This is a genomic window from Arthrobacter sp. KUASC02 (assembly GCF_059739395.1).
This window is the reverse complement of sequence record NZ_AP046053.1, coordinates 1,863,342-1,875,702: the sequence shown is the minus strand read 5'-3', so window position 1 is coordinate 1,875,702 and position 12,361 is coordinate 1,863,342. Positions and strand designations below refer to the sequence as shown.

Sequence of the window (12,361 nt, the reverse complement as noted above, 5' to 3'; positions counted from 1 at the left end):
ACCGAAGGCGACCAGAGGGAAATCAAACTCATGGAAGAGGCGTATTTCAAGTGCCAGAGCAGCCTAGCCACCGTCTACCAGAGGAATTTGGCGGAAACGAGTGGCTCGTTGACGAACTGTACGAGCGTTACCAGCAGGACAAGAACACGGTAGATGCCAAGTGGTGGCCCCTGTTCGAATCCTTCGACGCCGGTGACAGCTCGTCTTCCAACGGGACCTCCGGTGCACCGGCGCCCGCAGATCCCTCAACCCGCGAACTTCCCGTTGTAGCTCCCGCTCCGGCCGCACCGGCACCGTCGCCGGCAGCCGCCAAACCGGCCGCTGCCGCCCCGGCCGCTTCCGCCCAGGCTCCCGCAGCCCCGGCGAAGAAAGCACCCGCCACTGTTGCCCGTGACGGCGCAAAGAAGCCCGAAACCGCAGGCACTCCGCCCATCCCCGCCCAGCTGCCGAAGAACGTCAAGGCTCCCACGGCTCCCGAAGAGGACGTTGTCTCCGTTCTCCGCGGACCGGCCAAGGCGATCGCTTCCAACATGGTCACCAGCCTGGAAGTTCCCACCGCAACCAGCGTCCGCGCCATTCCCGCGAAGCTGCTGATCGACAACCGCGTGGTCATCAACTCCAACCTGGCCCGGGCCCGCGGCGGCAAGGTCTCCTTCACGCACCTGATCGGCTATGCCGTCATCCGCGCACTGTCCCAGTTCCCGTCCATGAACGTCTACTACGACGAAGTGGACGGCAAGCCCGTCGCGGTCCAGCCGGCACACGTGAACTTCGGCATCGCCATCGACATGCCCAAGCCGGACGGCACGCGCCTGCTCATGGTGCCGAACATCAAGAAGGCGGAGACCCTCAACTTCTCCGAGTTCTGGCACACCTACGAAGACCTGATCAAGCGTGCCCGCAACGGCAAGCTGACCGCCGATGACCACTCCGGCACCACGGTTTCCCTCACCAACCCGGGCGGCATCGGCACCGTCCACTCCGTGCCCCGCCTCTCCAAGGGCCAGGCTGCCATCATCGGCGTCGGCGCACTGGATTACCCGGCCGAGTTCCAGGGCGCCAGCGAGAAGATCATCGCGCATAACGCCATCAGCAAGGTCCTCACGCTGACCTCCACCTATGACCACCGCGTCATCCAGGGTGCCGGCAGCGGCGAGTTCCTCAAGCTCGTGCACCAGCTCCTGCTCGGTGCACAGAACTTCTACGACGAGATCTTCGAGTCCCTGCGCATCCCGTACGAGCCCGTGCGCTGGAGCCCGGACCTGCAGGTGGACCCGGCCGACGAAATCAACAAGGTCGCCCGGATCCAGCAGCTGATCCACTCCTACCGCGTCCGCGGCCACCTCATGGCGGACACCGATCCGCTGGAATACGTCCAGCGGAAGCACCCGGACCTGGACGTCCTCACCTACGGCCTGACCCTGTGGGACCTCGACCGCGAGTGGCCCACCGGCGGCTTCGGCGGCAAGCCCATGCTGGCGTTCCGCGACATCCTCGGTGTGCTCCGTGACGCCTACTGCCGCACCACCGGCATCGAATACATGCACATCCAGGACCCGGCCGAGCGCAAGTGGTTCCAGGACCAGCTGGAGCACCCGTACTCCAAGCCCAGCCGCGAAGAGCAGCTGCGCATCGTTTCCAAGCTCAACGCCGCGGAAGCCTTCGAAACCTTCCTGCAGACCAAGTTCGTGGGCCAGAAGCGGTTCTCGCTGGAGGGCGGCGAATCGCTGATCCCGCTGCTGGACGCCATCATCTCCGATGCGGCCGACGACGATCTCGACGAAGTGGCAATCGGCATGGCCCACCGCGGCCGCTTGAACGTGCTCACCAACATCGCCGGCAAGACCTACGCCCAGGTCTTCCGCGAATTCGAAGGCACCCAGGACCCGCGCTCCGTGCAGGGCTCCGGCGACGTCAAGTACCACCTCGGCACCGAGGGCACGTTCACCTCGGACAACGGCAAGGAGACGAAGGTCTACCTCGCCGCCAACCCCTCGCACCTCGAGGCAGTGGACTCCGTCCTCGAAGGCATCGTCCGTGCCAAGCAGGACCGCCTGGACCAGGGCGAGGCCTTCCCCGTGCTCCCCATCATGGTGCACGGCGACGCCGCCTTCGCAGGCCAGGGTGTGGTGGCGGAAACGCTCAACCTCTCCCAGCTGCGCGGCTACCGCACCGGCGGAACCATCCATGTGGTGGTCAACAACCAGGTGGGCTTCACCACGGCACCCTCGTCGTCGCGTTCCTCCACCTACTCCACAGACGTCGCCAAGATGATCCAGGCTCCGGTGTTCCACGTGAACGGCGATGACCCGGAGGCCGTGGTCCGCATCGGCCAGCTTGCCTACGAGTTCCGCCAGCGCTTCCATAAGGACGTTGTCATCGACATGGTCTGCTACCGGCGCCGCGGGCACAACGAGGGCGACGACCCCTCGATGACCCAGCCGCTGATGTACAACCTGATCGAAGCCAAGCGCTCCGTACGCAAGCTGTACACCGAATCGCTGATCGGCCGCGGCGACATCACCGAGGAAGAAGCCGAGCAGCTGCTCCGCGACTACCAGGAACGCCTGGAACGCGTCTTCGCGGAGACCCACGCCGCGCAGACCTCCCCGATCCCGATCATCACCGCGGATTCCGCCGCCGTGTCCGATATCGAACGGCCCAGCGCCCAGCAGTCCGACTCCGGCATCAACGCGCCGGCGTCCACCGCGATCTCCCCGGAGACCCTGGCGCGCATCGGCAAGGCCCACATCGAGATTCCCGAGGGCTTCACGGTCCACGCCAAGCTCAAGCAGCTGCTTGAGAAGCGTGAACAGATGTCCCGCGAAGGCGGCATCGACTGGGGCTTTGGCGAGATCGCGGCCTTCGGCTCCCTCATCATGGAAGGCGTTCCGGTCCGGCTCGCCGGCCAGGACTCCCGCCGCGGCACCTTCGTGCAGCGCCACGCCGTGTTCCACGACCGTGCCAACGGCAATGAGTGGCTGCCCCTGGGCAACCTCTCCGATGACCAGGCCAAGCTGTGGATCTACGACTCCCTGCTGTCCGAATACGCTGCCATGGGCTTCGAATACGGCTACTCCGTCGAACGCCCTGACGCCCTGGTGCTGTGGGAAGCGCAGTTCGGTGACTTCGTCAACGGCGCGCAGACCATCATCGACGAGTTCATCTCTTCGGCCGAGCAGAAATGGGGCCAGCGCTCCTCGCTGGTGCTGATGCTGCCCCACGGCTATGAAGGCCAGGGCCCGGACCACTCATCCGCCCGGATCGAGCGGTTCCTGCAGATGTGCGCCGAAGAAAACATGATCGTGGCCAACCCCACGACGTCGGCCTCCCACTTCCACCTGCTGCGCCGCCAGGCATACAGCCGGCCGCGGAAGCCGCTCATCATCTTCACGCCGAAGCAGCTGCTCCGCCTGAAGGCCGCAGCGTCTTCCGTGGAGGACTTCACCACCGGCACCTTCAAGCCCGTCATCGGAGAGCACGAACAGCTGCAGGCGGACGCCGTCGAGCGTGTGCTGCTGGTGTCCGGCCGCCTGTACTACGATCTGCTGTCCACGCGGCAGAAGACCGGCGACAAGACGACGGCGATCGTCCGCGTCGAGCAGCTTTACCCGCTGCCCGCCGCTGAAATCGCCGCCGAGCTCGCCAAGTACCCCAACGCCGACGTGGTGTGGGCACAGGACGAACCGGCCAACCAGGGCCCGTGGCCGTTCATGGGCCTGAACCTGCCCGACGCCCTGGACCGCCGGGTGCGCCTGGTCTCGCGTCCGGCTTCGGCCTCCACGGCTGCCGGCTCCATGAAGCGGCACGCTGCGGAGCAGGACACCCTCCTCAAGCAGGCGTTTGCCCGGAAGTAGCCTGGACGCTGCCCGGCCGGAACTCGACATTTTCGTCTCCGGCCGGGCAGCGCTGCTTAATGGAAGGGGTGGCGCTGCCCGACGCACGTGTCGCCCGACGCCGGTCGCGGAGTTGGCTGGCAGCCCCTTTCCATGGAACGCTGAACCAATTGCATATTGAGGTAAAGAGGTAGTCGTGGAAGACAGGAAGCTGCGGATTGCGGCTGTTGGAGATGAACTGTTGGCCGGCCTGGGCGATCCCCGCGCGCTCGGCTGGCTGGGCCGTGTGCTGGCCCGCACTCCGCAGGACGGCATCACCGTTGAGTGCTACCCCCTCCCCTGTCCGCAGGAAGGCACCGAGGGCCTGGCCGCGCGCTGGCTCGATGAGGCGGGCCGCCGCTTCGGCAACAACCACGAAAACCGGCTTGTGATCGGCCTGAGCGGACGCGACGTCGAGTTTGGCCTCTCCACGGCCCGCAGCCGCCTGAACCTTGCCAATATCCTGGACTCCGCGTCCCAGAACAAGATCGAGGTCTTTGTGGTGGGTCCGCCGCCGTCCCTGGACCCCTCGCAGAACCGCCGGCTGGGCGAACTGAACACGGCCTTCGCCGACGTCACCACGCGGCGCAAGCACTTGTATGTGGACACCTTCTCCCCGTTGCTCAACCATGAGCAGTGGCGGCAGGATCTGGCAGCCAACGGCGGAACGCCGGGACAGGCCGGCTACGGGCTGATGGCCTGGCTGGTGCTGCACCGCGGCTGGTTCCAGTGGCTGGGTATCGCCGCCCCGGAGTAGATCCGGAGGTGCTTGACACCTCACGCCCGAACGTGACCCAATGGGGCCCATAACGCCGTCGACATAAGGTTGTGGGTCCATGAACGTTCCCGGAATCCCCACGGGCTCCCCCGCCCCGGCAGCGCTGGCCGCAGCGCTGATGCTTGCCGTGGCAGGTTGCAGTGCGGGCCCGGCGCCTGCCCCGTCTGCTTCCTCCCCCTCGTCCGCAGTCTCCTCCCCGGCAGCTTCGTCCCCCGCAGCCTCCTCCCCCGCCGCCTCGTCCGACGCTGCGCTGCAGGAGTTCGACCAGGCGGCGCTGGAACAGACCTTTAGGGATGCCGCCCAGGAACTGCGCGTCCCCGGCGCGGTGATGTTGCTGCGGACCCCCGGCGGGAACCTCACCTACACGTACGGAGTGAGAACCTTCGGCGGAACCGACCCCGTGACCCCCGCGGACCACGTCCGGATCGGCTCCATCACAAAGACCTGGACCACCACTGTGATCCTGCAGCTGGTCCAGGAAGGGAAGATCAAGCTCCAAGACGCGGTGGCGGACTACCGTCCGGACGTGCCCAACGGCGCCAACATCACCATCGAACAGTTGCTGACGATGCGCAGCGGCCTCTACAACTACACCGAGGCGCTGGACGTGAACCAGGTCCTCGATGCCGATCCCGGTAAGGCGTGGACTCCCGAAGAACTGCTCGCCGCCGCCTTCCGCCACCCGCCCTATTTCGCTCCCGGCGAGGGCTTCCACTATTCCAACACCAACACGGTGCTGCTCGGCCTGATCGCGGAAGCCCTGGACGGCAAACCGCTCACCGCAGCGTTCCGCGACAGGCTGTTCACCCCGCTCGGACTGACCGGATCCGTCTTTCCGGAGCAGGCATCCAACGCCATTCCGGAACCGCACCCGCAGGGGTACATGTACGGGAACAACGTGCTGACCCTCGACCACCCGGCCCTCCCCGAGGACATGCAAAAGTCCGCCGCCGACGGGACGCTCCAGCCCACCGACCAGACAGCCATGAACCCCTCGTGGGCCTGGGCCGCCGGGTCCGGAATCTCGACCGCGGAAGACCTGGCAACGTGGGCGGAGGCACTCGGCGGCGGAAAGGTCCTGAACCCCGCCCTGCAGAAGCAGCGCCTGGACAGTCCACAGCCCGTCAAGGCCGACGACCCCGGGGGCGCGCTCTACGGGCTGGGGATCGCAAAATTCGGGAAGCTCTTCGGGCACACCGGTGAACTGCCCGGCTTCAACAGCTTCGCCGGCCATGACCCCGCTGCCCAGGTCACCCTAGTCGTCTGGACGAATCTGGCCCCGACGCCGGATGGCCGGGATCCGGCCACCACGATTGCCCGGACGCTCATCGGAAAGATCTACCGCTAGCGGCCGCCGTGCATTGCTTTTGGGCACGACGTATTGCTTTTGGGCAAGACGCGATATAACGTCGGATCATAGTCACGATATATCGCAACTTGGAGGCGCAGTGGACGAGAACACCTGGACCGTCACCGGTCCGCAAACGATCGACGTCGACGGCGTCAGGTCACTCAAACTCGGAATCATCCGGGGACGGTTCGATGTGGTCACCCACGCCGAGGATGTCACGCGGATCGAGGTGTCCGAAATTCACGGGGATCCGCTGACGGTCACCCTGGTCAACGGCCGGCTTGAGGTCCGCCATCAGCTACAGGGCGCCCAGGGCTGGTTCAAGAACCTGATGGACACAGTCAACAACAGCAGCACCAACTCCGTGGTCATCAGCATTGCGTTGCCTGCCGGCGTGGAAGTGGAGGCCGGCACCGTCAGCGGGGACGGCCTCGTCTCCGGCATCAGCGGCCACACCAAGCTCAACACAGTCTCCGGATCCGTCATGGCGGACGGCACCCGCGGCGAACTCCATGTCAACACGGTCAGCGGTGAAGTCATCGCCCGGAACCACGACGGCGTCCTTACCGCCAAGAGCGTTTCCGGTGAAGTTACCGCGTCCGGCCGGTTCAGCAACATCCGCGCCAACACCGTCAGCGGCGACATGAGCTTCGACCTTCACGGGTTCACCCACGACTTCGGAGCCAATTCGGTATCGGGCGACCTGACCCTCCGGCTGCCCCAGGACGTCGGCGTGGACGTCGTGGCCAAATCCGCCGGCGGCACCGTGGTCATCGACGACCAGAAGTACGTCCATCCGGGCGGCAAGGTCCAGACGATCGCCGGCCCGGACGCGCAGCTGATGATTGTTCGAACCAACTCCGTCTCCGGAAAGACGTCCATCATCCACAGCCTGTCGCCCGCGGACACCGAAACGGACGCCTAGATGCCTCCGGTCTTCGCCCACGGCGCGCTTCGCCTTTACCTGCTTTCCCTGCTGGAGTCGGGCCCCAAACACGGCTACGAACTGATCAAAGCGCTCAGCGAGCGTTTTGGGGGGACTTACTCCCCCAGCGCCGGGACGATCTATCCGCGCCTCGGCAAGCTGGAGGAAGAAGGGCTCGTGGCCACGGAAGCCGAGGGGCGCCGCACCAACTACCGCATCACCCCTGCCGGCCTGGTGGAGCTCAACCGGCGCAGGGACGAACTGGCCGGCGTGGAGAATGACATTTCCGCCTCCGTTCGCCGGCTGGCCGACAACCTGCGGGAGGATATCCGCGTCAACATGCGCGGGCTCCGGGCCGACCTTGCCGCCACTGCCGAAGCCGCGCGCACGTCTGCCCGTTCCGCAGGGTTCACTGACCGCGGTACGCGGCACACTCCCGAAGGCGACCGCACGCTCAAAGAGGCGGAAATGCTGGTGCAGGCCTTCAGGGACAACCTCCGTGTGGAGCTCCGGGTAAAGGCCAGCGCCGCACCCATCAGCGGCGTCACGCTAGAGACGATCCGGACGGTCCTGGACCAGGCCGAAATATCCATCCGCAACTCCCTGAACGCCGGCAGTCATTGAGCGGGGCCCGGTTCGCGGGCCGTCGCGTGATGTGGGAGACTTGAGGGCAGCTCTTTTGAGTACCAAGATTAAGGAGGCCAGCTATGAGCAAGCGTGCACGTAAACGTCGTGACCGTAAGCGTGGCGGCGCGAACCACGGGAAGCGCCCCAACACCTAAGCTACGGTTTGGAACATGAGCATTAAAGCGAAGGGCCCCGGAAACCACATGGTTTCCGGGGCCCTTCGCCGTGAATGCCGTGAATTCGGGGAGCAGCTGCCCTCCCGCCCGGCACCCGCCGGGCTCCCGGCGAAGCTAAGCTTCGACAGGACGGATCGAGTGGATCCGGTCCAGGATGGCGTTCTTCAGGTTCTCCGGGGCTGCTTCCGTACAGGAGCGTTTGACCACCTTGCGGATGACGCACTCGAGATCGTACTCTTCAAGGCACTCCGGGCAACCGTCCAGGTGGTCCTTGATCTCGGCGATGTCGCTGTGTGTCAACGCACCGTCCAGGTATTCGTAAATACGTTGCATCCGGGCGTCGTCGCAATCGCCCAGTCCCTGGCAGTCGCTCATTTCCTGTTCTCCTGTGTTGTGCTTTCGGCCGCGGCACCGGAATCGGTTGCGGCTTTGAAACCCCGCTCTGCGGCGTAGTCCGCAAGCATGTCGCGCAGCATCTTGCGGCCGCGGTGAAGCCGGGACATCACAGTGCCGATGGGGGTGTTCATGATGTCTGAAATTTCCTTGTACGCGAACCCTTCCACGTCGGCAAAGTACACCGCGAGGCGGAATTCCTCCGGAATCGCCTGCAGCGCCCGCTTCACATCGGAATCCGGGAGGTGGTCCAGCGCTTCCGCTTCGGCCGAACGCAGGCCGGACGAAGTGTGCGATTCCGCCCGCGCCAGCTGCCAGTCCTCAATGGTGTCGGAGTTCGACTGCAGCGGCTCACGCTGCCTCTTGCGGTAGAGGTTGATGTACGTGTTTGTGAGGATCCGGTAGAGCCACGCCTTGAGGTTGGTTCCCGGCTTGTACTGATGGAACGCCGAGAAAGCCTTGGTGTATGCCTCCTGCACCAGGTCCTCGGCATCGGCGGGATTGCGTGCCATCCTCATGGCGGCCGAATAGAGCTGGTCGACATACTGCATGGCATCGCGTTCAAACCGCAGCCTGCGTTCCTCGGAGGTCTCAGACACGACGTCGACCTCCGCTTCCGCAGCCCGCCCGCCGTTCGGGCTTGCCGCGCCGCCCGTGCTGGCCAAGCCGTCCGGGCTGGCTGCAGCTTCCGCAGTGGCCCCGGCATCCGCCGGGCGCCCGCTGTTGGTCTTGGCGTCGTTACCGGCAGCCTCGTATATGGCCGCAACGGCCGGATCAATGGTGCTCATTGCCTTCAAGTCTACTGTGACGCGCCCCAAGCCCACCGGCGGTTGCCCGCCGGCCTCATCGCCGCGTCCGGAGAACTCCAGTGGCGAAAGGAGTTCCACGCTGTCCCTAACCAATGTCAACGCTCCAACTCCGCTCTATGTCCTTATTGTTGGCGCCCGTCGTGGGGCGCCCGTGCGAACGCTTTCAGCGCCCGGCCTCCGGGCGTCCGCAAGCGCCTTAGGCCGTGGCCAAGCACAGCCCGTGACTCATCGGGACCTGCCTTTCACAACCACGGCCGGCGGGCAAATATTCCGCAAAAGTGCAAGACTAGAACCGGTTCCCCCGCAGATGTTCCGCGGCTCGTCCACCCAGGAGGAAATTCATGTCGTTAGTCCGTATTCTCGCCCGGCCCATGCTGGCCTCAAGTTTCGTTCTTGCCGGCCTGGACAAGCTAAAGAACGCGGATGACACTGCGACGCAGCTCTCGCCCCTGCTGCGCCGGGCTGCGGACTCCCTCCCGTTCGCCACGAACGAAAAGGTACTGGCACGCGTCATCGGAGGCACCCAGGTGGGCGCGGGCGTGCTGTTCGCCATGGGCAAGTCGGCCCGGCTGGCAGCCTCCGTACTGGCCGTCATTTCTGCGCTGAACGCCTTCGTCGAGTGGCGCAGCGCCGACATCACCACCAAGGAGGGCCGGGACGCGCGGCGGACCCAGCTCCTGAAGAACGTCACGCTCACCGGCGGCGTGCTGCTTGCGTCCGTGGATACCGCGGGCAAGCCGAGCCTGGCATGGCGGGCCGAGCACCTGGCAGCCGACGCCCGCAAGGGTGCCAGCCACCTGGCTGCAGACGCCCGGAAGACCACCAGCAAGAATCTCAAAAAGGCCGATAAAGCAGTCCGCAAGGCCGTGGACCACGCCGTGAAAGCATAAGTACGAATGACAGGCACCGCCCCCGCCCCAGTACCGTCCGCCCCGGTTGCGGACAACACCTGGCCCGCACCGTTCGCAGAAGCGCCGGTCGACGCCACGGTCACCGTCCCCGGCTCCAAGTCCCTCACCAACAGGTACCTGGTCCTTGCTGCCCTGGCCGACGGGCCGTCCCGCCTCCGGGCACCCCTGCACTCGCGCGATTCGGCCTTGATGATCCAGGCACTCCGCCAACTGGGGGCCGGAATCCGGGAAGTCCCCGGGGACGGCTCATTCGGGCCCGACCTTGAAATAACCCCCCTCGCACCGGACGCCGCGGCGGCGGACGCCGCCATCGACTGCGGACTCGCGGGTACCGTGATGCGCTTCGTCCCCCCGGTGGCCGCGCTTCGCAGCGGCGCCACAGTCTTCGACGGCGATCCGCACGCCCGCAAGCGGCCGATGGGCACCATCATTGAGGCGCTGGCCGCCCTCGGCGTCGATGTCCGGGCCGCTGACGGTACCCGGCCGTCGTCGCTCCCCTTCGCGGTGGCCGGCACCGGCGAAGTACGCGGCGGGCACCTGGTCATTGATGCAAGCGCCTCATCGCAGTTTGTGTCGGCCCTGCTCCTTGTGGGTGCGCGTTTCACCGAGGGCCTGCACCTGGAGCACGTGGGCAAGCCGGTCCCCAGCCTTGACCACATCAACATGACAGTGGCCGTGCTGCGCGAAGTCGGCGTCTCAGTGGACGATTCCGTCCCCAACCATTGGCTTGTGGCACCGGGCTCGATCCGGGCCTTCGACCGGCGCATCGAACAGGACCTGTCCAACGCGGGCCCCTTCCTCGCAGCAGCCCTGGCAACCGGCGGTACCGTCCGCATTCCCAACTGGCCTGCGCCCACCACACAGGTCGGTGACCTTTGGCGCAGCATCCTGGCTGCCATGGGCGCCACCGTCACGCTGGCCGACGGGACACTCACCGTCACGGGCGGACCGGAAATCAAGGGCGCGGACTTCGCCGACACCAGCGAACTGGCACCGACCGTGGCAGCCCTGTGCGCGTTGGCAACAACCCCGTCACGGCTGACCGGAATCGCGCACCTCCGCGGCCATGAGACCGACCGGCTTGCCGCGCTCGTCACGGAAATCAACCGGCTGGGCGGGGACGCGGAGGAAACCGCCGACGGCCTGATAATCAGGCCAGCGAAGCTCCACGGCGGCATCGTGCACAGCTACGCCGACCACCGGATGGCCACCGCCGGGGCCATCCTCGGCCTCGCCGTTCCCGGCGTCGAAGTTGAAGACATCGGCACCACGTCCAAGACGATGCCGGACTTCCCGCAGCTGTGGGAAGCCATGCTGACACCACAGCCGGCCCGGCAGACGGAACAGGCCAGTGGGGCGTAGCACCGGCACATGGGACGAATCCGATATCCGGGTCCGTCCCAACAAGAAAGGTACCCGTCCCCGGACCAAGGACCGGCCCAGCCATGACGACGCCGTGACCGGCCGGATCATCACGGTGGACCGCGGGCGCTACACGGCCGTGGTGGGCGAAGACAGCGGCAACGAACGCATCGTGGTGGCCGCGCGGGCACGCGAACTGCGCCGTTCGCCGGTGGTGGCCGGGGACTTCGTGTCCCTGGTGGGTGACGTTTCCGGAGAACCGGACACCCTTGCCCGGCTCGTAAAAATCCAGGACCGGCGCACCCTTTTGCGGCGGAGCGCCGATGACACGGATCCGATTGAGCGGGCAGTCGTGGCGAATGCGGACCAGCTCGTGGTGGTGGTCGCCGCCGCCAATCCGGAACCGCGCACCGGTTTCATCGACCGCGCCCTGGTGGCGGCCTACGACGCCGGCATCGAGCCGCTGCTGCTGGTCACCAAGGCGGATGTCAAGGATCCCACCGAACTCCTGTCCAACTACCGGCACCTTGATTTCCCGGTCATCATCAGCCGGACCGCCGACGCCGCCGCCTCCGGCATCGATGCCCGCTCGGACGACGGGCTGTCCGCGCGCCTCGACAGCGACGCCGTCTCGCAGCTCCGTGCGCACCTCGACGGGAAGGTCACCGTCATGCTGGGGCATTCGGGCGTGGGGAAGTCCACCATGGTCAATGCCCTGACCGGCGCTGAGCGGGCCACGGGAGGAGTCAACGCCGTCACCGGGCGCGGACGGCACACGTCGTCGTCGGCACTGGCCCTGCGGATCAGTGACGCGCCGGCCGGAAGCTGGATCATTGACACCCCGGGCATCCGGTCGTTCGGCCTTGCCCACGTCGATCCGGACCGGATCCTGCGTTCGTTCCCCGACCTCGAACCCGGCACGGATTCCTGCGAACGCGGCTGCAAGCATGATGCGTCCGCCGTCAACTGCGGAGTGGACGCCTGGGTGGCCGAAGGACACGCGGGGCCGTCCGGCGCGGCGCGGCTCGCGTCCCTGCGCCGGTTGCTCGGTACCGATCCCCGGATGGAAGCGCAGGAAGCGAAGGAACTCGGCATCGTTTCCTAGCAGGCGGAGGGGCCAGGGACCTGACATCCCGCCCGGCCGGCCACAGAGA

The 12,361-nt window shown here is 66.2% G+C and carries 11 protein-coding genes; 9 read left to right on the top strand and 2 right to left on the bottom strand.

What is annotated here, in order from left to right:
- The first annotated feature begins 50 nt into the window (after positions 1-50).
- The 6 genes from AC6JAC_RS08565 (at position 51) to AC6JAC_RS08540 (ending at position 7,711) form a co-directional block, all read left to right on the top strand.
- Positions 51-3,857, top strand: coding sequence for a multifunctional oxoglutarate decarboxylase/oxoglutarate dehydrogenase thiamine pyrophosphate-binding subunit/dihydrolipoyllysine-residue succinyltransferase subunit (locus tag AC6JAC_RS08565; protein WP_497964273.1), 3,807 nt, complete (start codon positions 51-53; stop codon positions 3,855-3,857).
- A gap of 175 nt (positions 3,858-4,032) precedes the next feature.
- Complete coding sequence (locus AC6JAC_RS08560) at positions 4,033-4,632, top strand: GDSL-type esterase/lipase family protein (RefSeq protein ID WP_028270134.1); 600 nt, start codon at positions 4,033-4,035, stop codon at positions 4,630-4,632.
- A gap of 79 nt (positions 4,633-4,711) precedes the next feature.
- Positions 4,712-6,001 carry a serine hydrolase domain-containing protein gene (locus AC6JAC_RS08555; RefSeq protein ID WP_497964271.1) on the top strand — a complete coding sequence of 430 codons (1,290 nt, stop codon included), beginning with the start codon at positions 4,712-4,714 and terminating at the stop codon, positions 5,999-6,001.
- A 100-nt stretch (positions 6,002-6,101) separates the two neighbouring features.
- Positions 6,102-6,929: a DUF4097 family beta strand repeat-containing protein gene (locus tag AC6JAC_RS08550; protein WP_028270135.1), complete on the top strand. Its 828-nt coding sequence runs from the start codon at positions 6,102-6,104 to the stop codon at positions 6,927-6,929.
- Positions 6,930-7,553, top strand: a complete 624-nt coding sequence (locus AC6JAC_RS08545) for a PadR family transcriptional regulator (protein WP_497964269.1) — start codon at positions 6,930-6,932, stop codon at positions 7,551-7,553.
- Positions 7,554-7,636: 83 nt separating this feature from the next.
- A complete protein-coding gene (locus tag AC6JAC_RS08540) occupies positions 7,637-7,711 on the top strand; it encodes a 50S ribosomal protein bL37 (protein ID WP_369299106.1) in 75 nt (24 codons plus the stop codon).
- Positions 7,712-7,846: 135 nt separating this feature from the next.
- Here the strand turns inward: AC6JAC_RS08540 and rsrA are convergent, their stop codons facing one another.
- Positions 7,847-8,107: a mycothiol system anti-sigma-R factor gene (gene rsrA / locus AC6JAC_RS08535; protein WP_028270137.1), complete on the bottom strand. Its 261-nt coding sequence runs from the start codon at positions 8,105-8,107 to the stop codon at positions 7,847-7,849.
- The gene (locus AC6JAC_RS08530; RefSeq protein WP_497964266.1) at positions 8,104-8,913 is read right to left on the bottom strand and encodes a sigma-70 family RNA polymerase sigma factor; all 810 of its coding nucleotides are present in this window, start codon (positions 8,911-8,913) and stop codon (positions 8,104-8,106) included. Before AC6JAC_RS08530 ends, rsrA begins: the two co-directional genes overlap by 4 nt.
- A gap of 362 nt (positions 8,914-9,275) precedes the next feature.
- Between AC6JAC_RS08530 and AC6JAC_RS08525 the strand changes: the two genes are divergently transcribed.
- The 3 genes from AC6JAC_RS08525 to rsgA are packed head-to-tail and all read left to right on the top strand — an operon-like array spanning position 9,276 to position 12,312.
- Complete coding sequence (locus AC6JAC_RS08525; RefSeq protein WP_028270139.1) at positions 9,276-9,824, top strand: DoxX family protein; 549 nt, start codon at positions 9,276-9,278, stop codon at positions 9,822-9,824.
- A gap of 6 nt (positions 9,825-9,830) precedes the next feature.
- Positions 9,831-11,207, top strand: coding sequence for a 3-phosphoshikimate 1-carboxyvinyltransferase (gene aroA / locus AC6JAC_RS08520; RefSeq protein WP_497964264.1), 1,377 nt, complete (start codon positions 9,831-9,833; stop codon positions 11,205-11,207).
- Entirely contained in the window at positions 11,197-12,312 is a 1,116-nt protein-coding gene (rsgA, locus tag AC6JAC_RS08515; protein WP_347895654.1) for a ribosome small subunit-dependent GTPase A, read from the top strand. Before aroA ends, rsgA begins: the two co-directional genes overlap by 11 nt.
- The last annotated feature ends 49 nt before the right edge of the window (positions 12,313-12,361 follow it).

Coding starts and splice junctions, on each gene's coding strand:
- aroA (WP_497964264.1), top strand. CDS start 9,831: ATGACAGGCACCGCCCCCGCCCCAGTACCGTCCGCCCCGGTTGCGGAC.
- rsrA (WP_028270137.1), bottom strand. CDS start 8,107: ATGAGCGACTGCCAGGGACTGGGCGATTGCGACGACGCCCGGATGCAA.
- AC6JAC_RS08525 (WP_028270139.1), top strand. CDS start 9,276: ATGTCGTTAGTCCGTATTCTCGCCCGGCCCATGCTGGCCTCAAGTTTC.
- AC6JAC_RS08530 (WP_497964266.1), bottom strand. CDS start 8,913: ATGAGCACCATTGATCCGGCCGTTGCGGCCATATACGAGGCTGCCGGT.
- AC6JAC_RS08545 (WP_497964269.1), top strand. CDS start 6,930: ATGCCTCCGGTCTTCGCCCACGGCGCGCTTCGCCTTTACCTGCTTTCC.
- AC6JAC_RS08555 (WP_497964271.1), top strand. CDS start 4,712: ATGAACGTTCCCGGAATCCCCACGGGCTCCCCCGCCCCGGCAGCGCTG.